This window comes from Halorubrum halophilum (assembly GCF_000739595.1).
GTDB lineage: Archaea > Halobacteriota > Halobacteria > Halobacteriales > Haloferacaceae > Halorubrum > Halorubrum halophilum.
The window spans coordinates 31135-45652 of sequence record NZ_BBJP01000030.1; the positions used below are offsets into that span (position 1 = coordinate 31135).

12 protein-coding genes are annotated in these 14518 nt (G+C 67.3%); 4 read left to right on the forward strand and 8 right to left on the reverse strand.

Going from position 1 to position 14518, the window contains the following annotated elements; all coding sequences use genetic code 11:
• Positions 1–91: 91 nt before the first annotated feature.
• Together ACP96_RS10295 and ACP96_RS10300 are read right to left on the reverse strand one after the other, a co-directional pair.
• On the reverse strand, positions 92–3751 hold the full coding sequence (locus ACP96_RS10295; RefSeq protein ID WP_050033240.1) for a carboxypeptidase regulatory-like domain-containing protein: 3660 nt from the start codon (positions 3749–3751) through the stop codon (positions 92–94).
• Between the two features lie 89 nt (positions 3752–3840).
• Positions 3841–5211, reverse strand: a complete 1371-nt coding sequence (locus tag ACP96_RS10300) for a CARDB domain-containing protein (protein ID WP_050033241.1) — start codon at positions 5209–5211, stop codon at positions 3841–3843.
• A gap of 254 nt (positions 5212–5465) precedes the next feature.
• On the opposite strand from ACP96_RS10300, the gene ACP96_RS10305 reads away from it, so the two are divergent.
• On the forward strand, positions 5466–5924 hold the full coding sequence (locus ACP96_RS10305; protein ID WP_050033242.1) for a zinc ribbon domain-containing protein: 459 nt from the start codon (positions 5466–5468) through the stop codon (positions 5922–5924).
• A 502-nt stretch (positions 5925–6426) separates the two neighbouring features.
• Here the strand turns inward: ACP96_RS10305 and ACP96_RS10310 are convergent.
• The 4 genes from ACP96_RS10310 to ACP96_RS10325 form a co-directional block, all read right to left on the reverse strand.
• Positions 6427–7251 (reverse strand): DUF7500 family protein, encoded by an 825-nt coding sequence (locus ACP96_RS10310; RefSeq protein ID WP_050033243.1) that lies wholly within the window; start codon positions 7249–7251, stop codon positions 6427–6429.
• A gap of 86 nt (positions 7252–7337) precedes the next feature.
• Entirely contained in the window at positions 7338–7991 is a 654-nt protein-coding gene (locus ACP96_RS10315) for an archaellin/type IV pilin N-terminal domain-containing protein (protein WP_050033244.1), read from the reverse strand.
• 2 nt (positions 7992–7993) lie between these two features.
• A complete protein-coding gene (locus ACP96_RS10320) occupies positions 7994–8584 on the reverse strand; it encodes an archaellin/type IV pilin N-terminal domain-containing protein (RefSeq protein ID WP_050033245.1) in 591 nt (196 codons plus the stop codon).
• Between the two features lie 339 nt (positions 8585–8923).
• Complete coding sequence (locus tag ACP96_RS10325) at positions 8924–9262, reverse strand: hypothetical protein (protein ID WP_050026364.1); 339 nt, start codon at positions 9260–9262, stop codon at positions 8924–8926.
• A 184-nt stretch (positions 9263–9446) separates the two neighbouring features.
• Between ACP96_RS10325 and ACP96_RS10330 the strand changes: the two genes are divergently transcribed.
• Complete coding sequence (locus tag ACP96_RS10330; protein WP_050026366.1) at positions 9447–9785, forward strand: helix-turn-helix domain-containing protein; 339 nt, start codon at positions 9447–9449, stop codon at positions 9783–9785.
• Between the two features lie 87 nt (positions 9786–9872).
• On the opposite strand, the gene ACP96_RS10335 is transcribed toward ACP96_RS10330, so the two are convergent.
• Complete coding sequence (locus ACP96_RS10335; RefSeq protein WP_050033246.1) at positions 9873–10601, reverse strand: RAD55 family ATPase; 729 nt, start codon at positions 10599–10601, stop codon at positions 9873–9875.
• A gap of 144 nt (positions 10602–10745) precedes the next feature.
• Here ACP96_RS10335 and ACP96_RS10340 point away from each other — a divergent pair, with 144 nt between their 5' ends.
• Together ACP96_RS10340 and ACP96_RS10345 are read left to right on the forward strand one after the other, a co-directional pair.
• Positions 10746–11309: a HalX domain-containing protein gene (locus ACP96_RS10340; RefSeq protein WP_050026368.1), complete on the forward strand. Its 564-nt coding sequence runs from the start codon at positions 10746–10748 to the stop codon at positions 11307–11309.
• A 212-nt stretch (positions 11310–11521) separates the two neighbouring features.
• A complete protein-coding gene (locus ACP96_RS10345; RefSeq protein WP_050033247.1) occupies positions 11522–13048 on the forward strand; it encodes a molybdopterin-dependent oxidoreductase in 1527 nt (508 codons plus the stop codon).
• 39 nt (positions 13049–13087) lie between these two features.
• Here the strand turns inward: ACP96_RS10345 and ACP96_RS10350 are convergent, their stop codons facing one another.
• Positions 13088–14509, reverse strand: a complete 1422-nt coding sequence (locus ACP96_RS10350; RefSeq protein ID WP_050033248.1) for a DHHA1 domain-containing protein — start codon at positions 14507–14509, stop codon at positions 13088–13090.
• Between the last annotated feature and the right edge of the window lie 9 nt (positions 14510–14518).

Genomic DNA, 14518 nt, shown 5'->3' on the forward strand with positions numbered 1-14518 from the left:
AGGCGGGACAGCGTTCACTTAACGACTCCCCCGCGGTTCTCAGCGCTGAGAACCGATCGGACGAGAGCGAAACCGGTGAGGCGGGCCGCGCTCAGACCCAGTGACCGAGGAGATACGTCGAGCCCACGAGGACCGTTCCCCCGAACGTCTCCCGCGTCCCGATGCCGAAGGGCAGGAACGTCGCCGGCGCGTCGTCGTCGCCGTCCGGACCGTCCTCACCGCCGTTCGAGTCGTCCCCGGCGTCGGGCTCCGAGTCCGCGGCGTCACTGTCGCCCGGAGACGCGCTCACCGTCTGGGCGGTTCCGTTGTCCCGATCGGTCATGGTGACGTTCTCGCCGTCCCCCTCCGTGACGGTCAGCTGCCCGGTTTCCTCGTCGTTGTCGGTCCGGAGGGCGTATTCGTACTGGCCCGGAGGGAGGACGACGAACCGGTCGGAGAGGTCGAGCGTCGTCGACTCCGTGCTGTCAAGCGTCGTCGACATCTCCGTCACGGTCTCGCCGTCGATGGCGAACTCGACCATCTGCCGGTCGGCGATCTCGCCCGTGTTGGTGACCTCGCCCGCTATCGAGTCCAGACGCTCGCCCTGGGCGACCGTCGTCTCCGCCGTGAGGTTGCTGACCTCGAAGTAGGCCGGCTCGTCGAGGTCGTCGACCACGATCGCGCCGCGTTTGTCCAGCAGCCTGTTCCCGACGAGCCGTTCGGGAGTGTAGAACTCGACCTCGACGCGTTCGCCCGGCTCCAGCTCGGAGAAGTCGTGAACGACCTCGAAGCCGCCGTCCTCGCCGATGGTGACGTCTTCGACAGTGATCGTCGTCGGTTCGGGGCGGTCGCTCGCGATCAGCTGGACCGTGACATCCGAGTTGGGAGCGATGTTCGTGTTGCCAGCGATCACTCCGTCTTGGCTCGACGGGACCATCAGCTCCCTGTCGAGGCCCGTCTGGCGGTACTCGACGTACGGGTCCTCGAAGACGAACGAGTCGTTCGTCCGCACCGTCGTGTCGCCGTCGCCGAAGTACGGGTAGTGTTCGAGGCCGTCGGTCTCCTCCATGGTTCGGTTGAACGGGTCGGGCTGCTCCCCGTCGGCGAGCGAGTAGTCCTCGAACTGATACCGCTCGTCCTCGGGGGACTCGTACGCCATCTCGAAGGCGAGCTCGTCGCCGTCGCGGGGCTGGTTGTCGAACGGGTCCGACCCGCGGGTGTCGATCACGAAGTAGAGACCGCCGACGACGGGGTCGTCGCCGACGGCGTCGCCGTTCTCCCACTGGAACGCGCTGTCGTCCGGGAGTATGTAGAGGTCGCTGCTGGCGACGTCGGTGAACCGAAGCGTCGATCCCGGGTTGTTCGGCGCGCCGAGCGACTGATGGGTGAGCTCCGCGTGGACGCCCTCGTGGCGTTCGAGCAGCGTCGCGAACTGCTCGGTGTCGATGTTCCCGGGCGCGCCCTCCCCGGAGTCGGCGTTCTCGTTGATCGCGGGGTGTTCGGTGTCTCCCGCCAGAAGCGCGCCGAAGGTCCCGCTCCCGCGCACCTCGACGAGGATCCGGTCGCCGCGGGCGATCGTGTCGGTCTCGGTGGCGTCGGCGCGGAGCGCCCCGATGTCGCCGAGCCCCATCGGCCCCGACTCCTCGTCGAACCGGTCCAGTCGATCGGCCGGGCCGGGCGGGAGGACGTACGTGTTCACCTCGCCGAGCTCCGGCTGCGTGAGGACGAGGTTCGACCGGTCGACCGGGTGCCGGAAGCCGGGGACGTCGTCGTCGCGGAGCATCACGGTTCCGGTCGCGCCGGCGACGAGGCGGTACCGGCCGGCCTGAAGGGGGCTCCCGCGCGCGGTGAGCCCGACCTCGTCGCGGAACTCGGCGAGCGTGTCCGCCACCTCGGTGCCGCGGTGGTTCTGGAACGTCACGTCGGAGAACGTCCCCTCCGGGTCCACGCCCTCGTCGTCCGAGTCGTTCGCGGCGCCGATGCTGTGCGCGTAGCTCGTCACCTCGCCGTCGGAGACCGGGATGTACACGTCCTCGGAGGGAGCGTCGGTGCCGACGAGGCGGGTGTTGATCACGAACGACGCGTCGCCCGTCACGTGCAGGACGTCGAGGTGGTTCTGGAGGCTGCGCTCCCCCGACTCCCGGTCGCCGCCGACGAGGAGGTACGCCTCGTCAAGCGAGTCGTCCATCGTGACGTCGACCACGACGAAGTCGCCCGCGGGCGACTGGTACCGGTCCTGCGAGAACTCGACGGCGCCGCTCTCGAAGGCGTTCGACACCGCGAACGACGACGAGGCGTTCTCGCCGAGGGCGCTGACTTCGGCGGTGTAGTCGCCGTCGTCGATCTCGCTCCGGGCCGGCAGCTGGAACGTCTCCGTGTACGACGACTCCGGCTCGTGGCCGACGGTCACCGTCCTGTCATCGATCGTCGACGACGGCCCCTCGACCGCGACGTTCACCTCGTCTTCAACCTCCTCGTCGAACGTGTACTGGACCGTCACCGTCTCCGTGGCCTGTCCGAGGTCCGTCCACACGTCGTCCACCGACAGTCGCACGTCGGTCGCGCGGGTCAGGTCGAAGTCACGCTCGGTCGCCGGTTCGCCCGTCTGCCCGACCTCCACGGAGTGACTCCGGGTCTCGTAGTCGGCGTGCTCCGCGACGACCGTGTGCGTCCCGAACGGAACGTCCGAGAGCCGGTACCGCCCGTCCGGGCCGGTCGGCGCACTGCGGTCCACGCTGCCCTCGATCCGGACCGACACGTTATGCAGCCCGTTTCCGTGCGGGCCGGTGACGCGTCCCGTGATGTCGTTATCCACGTGGGTGAGAGAGATGTTCTTCGTCAGCCCGTCCTCGCTGGAGATCGGCTGCGACATCGTCTCCGTCTGGAACGTGTCGGCGCTGGCCACGATGTCGCGCTGCCCGCCAGTCGTCGTCGACGGGACCTTGAGTATCTCGTAGGTCCCGTCCTCGTCGGTTTCCGTCGTCAGGTCGTCCTGACCGATGCCGGGCCAGATGCCGGTGTCCGCGTCGACGGAAACCGTCGCGCCCGCGATCGGTTCCCCCTCGGTGTTGGTGACCGTCCCGTTGACGGTCGTGAGGACGGGAGCCAGATCGATGTTTCGGGTGGCCGTCTCATTGTTCCGGACGGCCACATCCGCTTCTTTCGGGTCGAACCCGTCCTGAGTCGCGGTGACCGTGACATCTCCCGTCGGGACCTGAGTCATGTTATATTCGCCGGTCTCGTTGGTCTCGACGTCCCAGTAGTCCGCCCCAGTGGCTGCCATTATTTTCCGGTCCGTCTCGTTGTCGTGTCGTACCGTGACGGTGACCTCGGGGAGCGGATCGCCCCCCATCGGACCGGACTCGCCCGCGATCGTTCCGGTCAGTGTTCCCGTCTTTCGCGTCAGGGTGACGTCCTCCGTCACCGGAGAGTTCGTCGTCGACACCGCGACGTCGGTGTCCAGCTTCTCGTACTTGTCGTGAGTTATCTCCAACCCCTGTTCGTCGTACGGGAGGTCGTCGATCTCGTAGGCCCCGCTTTCGTCGGTCGTGTCCGTCAGGCCTGAGTGGCCCTCGACCGTCACCGTCGCGCCGGCGATCGGCTCGCCGGCGGCGTTGGTGACGGTTCCTTCGATAGTGCCGTTGGCGCCGGACTGCGCCGCGCCCGACGGGGCCGTCGCCGCCAGGCCGACGGCACAGCACAACAGCAGTCCAACGACCAGCAGGCGGCGGCGGGGACCGGGGGCGCCGCCGGTCAACGTGACGAGATCCATCGGATACGGCGAGGTATCGAACGGGAGAATTTAACATATCGGGTGCAGTTCTCGCCCGCTATAATCGGGGCGACCGGATCTCTCGCCCCTCAGCGACGCCGCCACGCGACGACTCCGGCCCCGGACAGGAGGGTGAGCAGCGCTCCCGCCCCCAGCCGGAGGTCGACGTCGATCGCGATGGGACCGTCGTCGTCTCCGTCGCTGCCGTCCTCGTCGTTCCCGTCGCCGTCCCCATCGCTCTCCCCGCCATCCTCGTCGCCGCCGTCGCCGCCGTCGCCGTCCGACTCTTCGCCGTCCGACGCGCCGTCGCCGTTCGGGTCAGTCACCGTGATCGTCCCGTTCGCCGAGTCGCCGTCGGTGTCGACGACGAACTCGTACTCCCCGGGCTCGGTCGGCGCCGAGAGGGTCGTGGAGACGGTGGTCGACGCGCCGCCGGGGAGAGACGGTTCGATCGCGGTCTGTCCCCCGTCGCCGAGCCGGAACGTCACCTCCCGCTCGGTCGTCGCACTCCACCGGTTCCGGACCGTGGCGGAGAGCGTCACGGTCGACCCCGGGTCGACCGACCCCGGCGCGGTGACCTCGGTTATCTCGAACGGACCGGTCTCGATGCCGCGCGCCGATATCTCCGCGGTGTCCGTGACGCCCGTGTCGGCCACCTCGACGGTGACGGCGCGGGGGACCGACTCGGCCTCGCCGAAGTCCGACCGGAGCCGCCCGTCGGCGAATCCGCGCAGGACGATCACGTCGTCGTCCGCGTACATCCCGTAGCCGTCGGCGCGGCGTTCGATCGGCGGTCGGTCGGCGTGCGGCGCGTTCTGATCCCTGAGCAGGCGATCGCGGATGAACGCCGACTCGAGATCGTCGAACGTCAGGTCCGGGGCGGTGACGTTCACGTTGTACCGGGCGCGGTTGGACGTCAGCTCCAGTTCGAGGTCCGTCTCGACGGTCCCGTTGCCGGTGCCGCTCCCCACCAACCGCGCGTCGAGCGTCTGTACGAGCACCTCGAACGGTGCCGCCGCCTCCATGTCGGTGGTTCCGGTGATCGTCCCGTTGTCGACCACGACCGCCTTTGTCCGCTGTCCCGCCGGGACGAGGACGTACGTCCCGCTGAGCTTCGCCGTGTCTATCCGAACCGGACCGTCGACCTCGAACTCGCGGACGAGCGTCCCCGGTTCGTCGGTCTCCTCGTCGTACTCTCGGAGGTGCAACCGATCGCCCTCGACGGTCCCGTTCGGATCGTCGAACGCGACCGTCTGTCCCTGCCAGAACGTCCCGCCCGAGCTGAGGTTCCGGTCCGCGTCGTCGATCGTGTGGAAGCCGTCCGCGCCCGCCGCGTGGAGGGGCACCGTCTCGTCGGCGCGGTCGAGCCCGTGACCCGCCCCCGCGGCGGTCCCCGAGGCGAGGGCGCACAGCACGACCAGCAGCAAGAGGAGCGGCGCTCCGCCGGCGCGCTCAGACATGGTCACGCGATCGAGAGCGGGGCGGAGACCGGTCGGACGGGCCGGACCCGTCGGCGCTCGTTTCGCGAGGTCGATACCGCTGCAGCGGGTCCATCTGCGTCGACGTGCGGGAGTGACGGATTAAAACGTACGCCTTCGAATATTACGGTTGATAACCGATTCGGACCGGCGGGGGGAGAGAATCCGAAAGTCGGGGACGGGCGGGCGACGGTCTTCCGAAGAATTAATCCGGACCGTCTGCCGTACACACTACGATGAAGACCTGTCCCCGGTGCGACTCGTCGCTCGACGACGAGGCCCGTTACTGCGTCGAGTGCGGCGCCCCGCAGACGGAGGACGCCGCCGAAGAGCTCGACGAGTACGTGCAGCGGCAGGCCCAGCAGGTGGCGGCCGACTCCGGGGCCGAAGGGGGCGGGAGCGACGGAAGCGACGGAGACGACGGCTCCCGGTTCATCCCGACCGAAGAGCTCACCGACCGCGAGCAGCTCTGGCGTCGCGGCTGTTACGTGCTCGGCTACGGGACGATCGTCGTCGCACTCACGCTGGTCCCGCAGGTCGGCGCCTTTCCCCTCATTCTCGGCGGGATCGCGATCCTCCCGCCGATCCGTCGCCTGACCGCGGAGCCGCTCGGGAGCCCGCTGAAACGGGAGGTGATGGCCGGGCTGTACGCGGTGTTCGCGCTGCTCGGCGTCGCGCTGCTGGTTCTTTTATAAGCGATTCAATATTTAACGCTTGAGAGCGACGGCGACAATTACTTATAAATGAACGGCGGTGGCGTGCGCCTCCGAGCGCCCATCGGGCGCGAGGAGCACCGCGCGAGGGAGTCGGCCGGCGCTTATAAGCGCCGGCCGACGAGGCTGGGGAGGCATGAGGTGCGGTCCCGTGAGCGACCGGAGGGAGCGAACGGGAGCACGGGAGTCGCAGCCCGCACAGCGAACGAAGTGAGCGAGCAGGAACGTCTTCCGGTGGTGCTGTGCGGTTGCGGGGTGGGACTCAAAGGGGCAGCCGCTGAGGACGACGCAGGCGACGCAAGCACTACAGGGAGCGAGCAACGCGAGCGACTGAAGCGCGCAGCGAGCGTGCATCGTCCTCAGCGGCTGGGGCTTTGGAGGTGTTCACCGTCGCTCCATCGTCGATCACGTATAAACAGCCGCCGGCAACACACAAACTCGACTTATAAACAACCGCTCCACCACAGTAGTTCGCGTACTCCCGCTATTCGATCCGGAACCCGTCGGCCTCCTCCGCGGCGCGTACGAGGTCGCCGATGCTGTCGCTCGCCGTGAGTCCCTGGCTCGCGGCGAAGCGCTTGATCGCCACCGGCGGGACGTCGACGGTCGTCTCCGAGGCGACGAGCAGGAGCCCGAGCGCTTCCGGCGTGGGCGAGCTCGGCCCCGCGTTGGACGCGAACCACGTCACGAGCGAGTCGAACGTCGCCGTCACGTCGTTTGAGACCATCCGCTGGCGGGTGGTGTCGCCGTCGACGTGGAGCGTCGCGTCGATCCCGTAAGTGAACCCGTCGTCGTCGAAGGAGCTCGCCAGCCACCGACTCACCGACTGGCGGTCGACCTCGGGGGCGCCGCGGCCTTGTTGGGAGTTGGCCGCACCTTGTTGGAGATTGGCTGCACCTTGTTGGGGGTTCGCGGGAGCGCCCCCTTGCGCGCGGGTCTCCTGCGATCGACCCGCACCGCCGTTTTGCGGTTGCCCAGCTCCTCCCTGCGGCCGGCCGGCGTTCCCGGCCTGCGGTTGGCCGCCCGCACCGCGAGGTGCGTCAGTTCCGGCTCCGCCTCCGGCACCTCCGCCGCCCGGATCCGGCGGTCGTCGCTCCTCCGGGTTCGCCGGGTCGGCGGACGTGAAGCCGGTGTCGTCTCCGGGACGCTGGTCCGGCTGCGCCCGGCGGATGTTGGGCCGGCCGTTCGTCCCGACGACGTACCGGCTCTCCCCGATCTCGACGACGCTCTCGTCGTCGGTGAAGTCGAGCTCGTCGGGATCGGCCGGCATCGCGTCCGAGTCGGCCGCCGGTGCGTCGTGGTCACTCATGACGTAGCCGTGGACGCGCGAGAAAATAGGTGTTCCGGGCGGAGCGGTTCCGCCGGGGACGTGGTTAGGGGGCTATTCGAAGCTCGTTAGAGCCGGACCGCTTCGTCGTTATTGCTGAAGAGGTCCGGGGCACGAAGCTCCACGGATGTCGTCGCAGACGAGGGCGACACAATATCGATCGACGACTGCTCGCTTTCGCCGAACGGGTCGGTCGAACTACCGAACGGTTCAATCTCCGGATTGAGCACGATAGTGAACTGCTCCTCATCGTTGATCACTGGGTCGTCTACGAAGTCTCCGGTGCTGTTACGGACTCCGAAGTGATCGTCAGGAATATCTGTAGCGACAGCGTCTGCACCGCCAACTCCGCCGGGGCTGGCGCTGGTGTTAGCAAACACCAGATTTGCTTGTCCGTTTGGACCGACAGCCTGAATTGTCGATTCACTCAGATCGATCTCGTCGGCACCTGGCGATCCTGCGACAGTGATCCGAATCTCTGCCAACTCACCGTCGTCAGCGGTACCGGTGACGATACCCACCGAACTCGTCACGTCGATACGCTCGGAGACGAGATCGGTACTCTCCTGACCCGTTGCCTCTGCCTGCGACTGAAGGAATCCGGCCGTGTTGATCAGCACACCAGCGGCGATTGCTGCCACCAGCACCATCGCGATGAACACGATGAGAGTTCCGATACCCACTTGGCCGCGTTCTTCGGTGTTAGTGATTGATTCGAACATGGTTATAGCCTCACCGAGTCCTCAACGACGGTACTAGGCACGCGGATCTCAGAGGTGGTCGACGCTCCACTTGGAGCCGTAAAGGTAACACTGAGCCTATCTCCTTCTTGGAGTTCGTACCCGATTTCATCACTATCGTCGATAGGGTCGTCAAGTAGGATGTTAATCTGGGCGCGTTCGCTGTTGTCCGTCAGAACAACGCTCAAGTCGTCGTTAGTGAAGATATCGATTGTCGCGTTGTCTTCATCGCCGATTTGGAACGATTCCTGCCCGTCAGCTCCGATCATCTCTATCGAAGTTTCACTAAGATCGATGTTATCGGAGCCAGGTGACTGAGCGACGACAAAGCTTAGGTTTGACATCTGCCCGGTGCTCTGATTGAATGTACCTGACTGACTCACGACCTGTAGCCGGTCGCTCACCTGACTCGTACTCTCTTGACCCGTTGCTTCCGCCTGCGTCTGAAGGAACCCGGCGGTGTTGATCAGGACGCCGGCGGCGATCGCCGCCACCAGCACCATCGCGATGAACACGATGAGGGTCCCGATCCCCACTTGACCGCGCTCTTCCTCGTCCAGTATTGTTTCGAACATTGTGTGTTGCGTCGGCCCCCGGCCTGCCCGGCGGGCGTTATCGCTAGGGAGTACGATTTCCCTATTAAAGACTCCGTGCCGATTATTTGAACTGATAAAACGCTGCCGTCTTCCGATTTTCGGATTTGTTTTTGGATACTAGTTTCTGAATACATTAACGATATCGCGATCGAATTATCGGTTCTGGATCTGTGAGTGCGCCGTATCCCTGAGTCAGATCGATCGCGCTGGGGACGCGAATCCGCGACGCTCTCGCGTGCGATCGTCGGGAAAAGTTCGTCTCAGACTCGCTACGCTCGCGCCGTAGGCTCCGATCGCTCCGCGAGATTCCGCCTCGCCTCAGCGGTCCTGAATCCGCGCCAGCTCCGAGTCGGGGATCACGAACTCCTGCGTGCCGGGCTCGTACACCGCGAGGCTCCCGGCGACCAGTGCCATCGACGCAGCCAGCAGCCCGGTGTTGACGAGCAGCAACGCCTGCGGGTTCGCGAACGAGGTCCGGAAGGCCGCGACGGGCGTCGCGACGGCGGCGAGCACGACGAGCGCGAATCCGACCGCGAGGTACGCCATCGCCGTCCGGCCCGAGGACCGGTACGCGGAGACCGCGAACGCGAGCAGCGTCGCGCTCGCGCCCGCCAACACGGTGGTCGTCACGAGATACAGCGCCTCGATGAGCTCCATACCCACCGTGACCGGAGTCGGCTTATAAATCTGCGGTGGCGGCTATCACCGGCGATAACACCCGCGAATAACTGCCGGCGCCGAGCGCCCAACACGCTGTACGACGGCGTCCCGAACCGGAATCTCGACAGGTAGCGATCACCGGTACCCTTTTAAGCCCTAAAAATCAACAGCGATAACGTGAATGGTGGGGGACGACTTGATCACGGTGCTCGGCAACAAGTACAACACGGACATCCTGACTGCGACCGGTGACGCGAAGTCCGCGCAGGACCTCAGCGACGAGCTCGACGTGCCGATCGCGACGTGTTACCGCCGGATTAACGAGCTGGAGGAGGCGGACCTCTTGGAGCTTCACGACCGCCCGCTCTCGGACGAGCACCGCCGCGTGAAGGTGTACCGCCGGAAGGTCGACGGCGTCGAGGTCGACTTCCGCGACGGGCTCACCGTGGAGGTCGAGGAGCGCTCCGCGGTGAAGAACCGCCTCGACGACGTGTGGCGCGATCTCTCGTCCGGACAGTAGCAGTTCGCATTCGTCCCCGCTATCCCGTTCTTCGCCCGGTTCGCGCTCGCCCCCGCTCCGCCTTCTCGTCGTCTTTCTCGCCGAGCGTTAGAACGAGGGTTCCTCGGACCGTCCCATCATCGAGAACCCGCCGGCTCGTTCGTGGACGGTGATCCCACCCTCGCCGATCTCCATCGGGAAAATGTCGGTGTCGATGTCCTGTTTCCGCATCTTCGCCACCCAGACGTACCGGTTGACGCCGGAGTCGGTCGGCGTCTGGATGAAGTAGATGTTCCCGTCGGTGAGGAAGTTCTCCAGTCCGACCTCGGTGTCGGGGAACACCGCGCCCTGCTCGTTGATAAGCAGGGAGGTCAGCCCGTTGGCCTTGAGGATGTCCGAGAACTTCAGCAGGTACGTCCGCTTCTCCTGTTCGGCGTCGAAGAAGAGCTGGAACATCGACAGCGAGTCGAGGACCAGCCGGTCGAAGTCCCCGTCTTCGAGCGTGTCGAGGAGCTTGTCGACCGCCGTCGAGAAGTCGGTCTCGCGCAGCATCTCGCGTTTGTCGAGGATGACGATGTCGCCGCTGTCGACGAGGTCGTCGAACCCCTCCAGCCCGATCGACTCCGCGGCGCCGCGGATGTCCGCTTCGTCCTCCTCGAAGGAGACGTACACGCCGCGCTCGTCGTGTTCGGTGGCGCCGTGGTGGAGGTACTGGATTCCGAAGATACTCTTGCCGGTACCGGGGTTGCCGGAGACGAGGACCGTCGATCGCTCCGTGATTCCGCCGGAGAGGATCGAGTCGAGTCCCTCGACCCCGGTGGAGACGAGTTCTGACATTCGTCCCCTTGTTGGCGACGGGAGTACATAAAAGACGATCCGACGCATCGACCGCACGGACGCCGACAGGTTTATTCCTCGACACGCCGCCCCTTCCTGTATGCCCGGTGAAGCGTCTCCCGTCGCCCCCGACGGTGATCGGCGGTGAACGACCCCTCGGTCCTCGTCGTCGAAGACGAGCCCGACATCGCCGCGCTGTACGCCGGCTTCCTCGAAGAGCGGTACGACGTCGAGCTCGCCGAGACCGCCGCCGACGCGATCGATCGGGTCGACGGCGCGGTCGACGTGGTGTTGCTCGACCGGCGCCTCCCCGACGGGAGCGGCGACGACGTGCTCGACCACATTCGCGAGGCCGGCTACGACTGCCGCGTCGCGATGGTCACCGCCGTCGAGCCCGACTTCGACATCATCGATATGGGGTTCGACCTCTACCTCACCAAGCCCGTCAGCCGCTCGAAGCTGCTGGCGGCGATCGACACGCTGTTGACCCGCAGCGAGTACGACGACCTGATCCAAGAGGCCGCGGCGCTGGCGAGCAAGCGCGCGGTGCTCAACGCCCAGAAGCCCGCGGCCCAGCGCGAGGGTAACGAGGCGTACGCCGAGCTCGTCGAGCGGCTCGAAACGCTCGACGCCGACATCGACGAGCTCGGCGAGTCGCTGTCGTCCGACGACTACCGCGCGATGTTCCGCGACCTCGGCGAGGCCTGACGCGGCGCCGATCGCTCCGATTTTTCCCCGCCACCGCAGATCGCTTCACCGCTGTTTCGTTCGTCTCTCCGCCGCCGACTCATTTACTCTCCCGTCACCGTTTCCGTCGATACCGACAGATCGCGGAGACCGCAGTCGGCGACCGGAACGACGGCCACGGGCACCTGGCCGCCGAGGACGTTGTTCAAGTGGCTACAACCCCGACGTAGATCATGATCGACGTTACCGAACACCGAGAGATGCTTCTCGCGGCGGCGGCCGGGACGGCCGCGGTGGCCGGCTCGTACCTCGTCACGGGGTGGACGCCGTCGTTCGTCGTCCGGCCCGTCGACCAGGCCATCGTGAACCTGACCCCCGGTTCGATCGTGACCCTCGCGATCGAGACCGTCGGCGACGCGGGGCACCTGATCCACATCGCCATGGCGTTCGCGGCCGTGATCGGGCTGTTCGGTGCGGTCGCGTTCGCCGGCCTCCGACTCTCCGCGCGCGTCGATCGCTCCTCGGTCGGCGCCGCGGCCGCGGGCGCCGGATCGTGGCTCCTCGCCGCCGGTCTGACCCGAAGTCCGGTGCAGGCGTTGGGCGTGGCGCTTCCCGTGGCGGCCGTCGTCGTGATCGGCGGGCTTCCTCTGACTTCGACCGGTCCGGCGTCTGGAGACGACTCCCCCGTTTCGGGCGTGTCGTCCGGTGCCGTCGACGCGGTGCGTCGCCGGACGCTCGGGGGAGTCGCGGGAGCGCTCGGTCTCGTCGCCGCGGCGATCGTCGGTCGGCGGTCGCTCGCGACGGACGACGAGCCGCTCGCCGACGCCCCGCGGTCGGAGGGCGCGACCGCGCGGCTTCGGGAGGTCGAATCGGCCTCGCTGGCGGTCGCGAGCGACAATCTGCTCGGCATGGTGAGTCCGATCGGGGAGTTCTACAACGTCGATATCGCGGAGTTCGACCCGGCGGTCACCGCGGCCGAGTGGTCGCTGACGTTCACCGGCGAGACCGGCTCAGAACGGACGGTCACCTTCGACGAGCTGACCGACCGGCCCGTCGAACACCGGGCGGTAACGCTGCGGTGCGTCGGCGAGGATCTCAACGGCCGCAAGCTGGACAACGCCGTCTGGACAGGGACCCCGATCCGGCCGCTGCTGGAATCCGTCGACCCGCGGGGCGAGTGCGACTGCGCAATGTTGCGCGGCGAGGACGGGTACTACGTCCAGTTCCCGGTCGACGTGCTCGCCGACGGCTTCCTCGCGTGGGGGATGAACGGGAAGGAGCTACCTCTCGGCCACGGCCACCCGGTTCGGGTGCTGATCCCGGGACACTGGGGCGAGACGAACGTGAAGTGGCTCTCGGAGATCGAGCTTCTGAACGTCGAGGCGGACGGCTACTGGGAGGAACGCGGCTGGAAGGGGACCGGCGAGGTGAAGACGGTCGCCAAGCTCTGGGACGAGGGGATCACGGAGCTCGACGACGGCCGGGTCGAGCTGGCCGGCCACGCCTACGCCGGGACGCGCGGGATCGAGCGGGTCGAGGTGTCGACCGACGGCGGCGACTTGTGGACCGACGCGACGCTCTCGGACCCGCTCCCCGACGCCGACGTCTGGCGGCAGTGGCGCCACGTCTTCGACCCCGACGGCGCGCACGAGGTCGTCGTCCGCGCGGTCGACGGCGAGGGGACCCGGCAGCTTCGAGAGCCGTCGGACCCGTCGCCGACCGGGTCGTCGGGCTGGGTCCGGCGGACGGTCGGACAGTGAACAGTCGGTGAGTAAGCGAACCGGTGCGCGGAAGCCCCCTTACGAGAGCTGTTCGCCGACCAGCCGGTCCGCCTCGGCGACGAACGTATCGCGCTCCTCCGTCGGGATGGTCGCGCCCGCGGCCACGTCGTGGCCGCCGCCGTCGCCGCCGACCGCCTGACTCGCCTCGCGCATCACCGCCGAGAGGTCGAGGCCCTGCCGCACGAGGGCGTGCGACCCCCGCGAGGACACCTTCAGCTCCTCCGCGTTCTCCTCGGCGAACGCGATCACGGGTTTCGAGCGGTCGAGGGCGGGCGAGCCGAGCGCCATCCCCGCCACGATGCCGACGATCGTCTCGCGGATCCGCGAGCCGGCGTCGAACCACTGGAGGTTCTCCTCCTCGGTGACGCCCTCGTTTTTCACCCACTGTAACCCCTCCGAGAGGTTCTTGCGGTGGTTCCGCAGGAGCCGGCGCGCCTCGGCGAGGGCATCGCCGCGGTCGCCGAGACACACCGCGAGCCCCACGTCGGCCCGCTCGTACCGGGCGGTGGCGTTGAGGAGGGTGGAGAACTCGCTCACGTCCCGCAGCTCGGTGCCCGGCTCCTCGTCGACGAGGGTGTAGGAGGTGCCGACGAGCGCCTCGATCCGGTCGGCGGGGACACCGGAGGCGACGGCGCGGCGCATCAGGCCGGAGGCGAGAATTTGTCGTTCCTCGCCGTCAAGGTCGACCCAGCGCCGCCACTCTCCGTCGCGTTTCACGTCGACGTCGAGGTCGGTGAGGAAGGCGATTGCGCCCGCCTCGTCGTTCGAGACGCCCGGGATCTTCACGTCGGAGGCGTACTCCAGCAGCTTCGGGAGCGGGCGCGTCTGCCTGCCGTACAGGTCCAGATCGGTCTGCGCCTCGATGACGCCCGCGTCGACGCCGTCGGCGACGATCGCCTCGTTGGCGCCGACGAGCCCGCCGTCGGAGTCCTGCATGTCGCCCACGGCCCCGACCACCGCCAGCGCGGCGAGGTCGCGGTTGTCGCCGTCTGGCCCCTCCAGCGCGCGGGCGAGCACGTAGCTCGCGCCCGCCCCCGACAACTCGCTCGCGCCGTTTATCCCTTCGAGCAGCGGGTTGAGGTGAAACTCCGTGTCGCGATCGCCCGGCTGGTGGTGGTCGGCGATCACGGGGACGAAGTCGCCGCGGTCCTCGTGCTCGGCGATGGAGTCGAGCTGGCCGGAGCCGAAGTCGGTGAACAGCACCACGTCGAACTCGCGGGCGGCGATCCCCGCGATCGACTCGGCGTCGAGCTGCTTCTCGAAGACGACCTCGTGGTCGATCCCGGCCCGTTCAAGCGCCGTCGAGGCGATCGCGCCGCTGGTAAGCCCGTCGGCGTCGATGTGGGACGCGAGCAGCACTCGGTCCGCGGCGCGGAGCCGGTCGGCGCAGGCGTTCGCGCGCGCAGTGAGCTCCGGCACGGGAGGGTCGGCGACTGCCATTACCGGTCG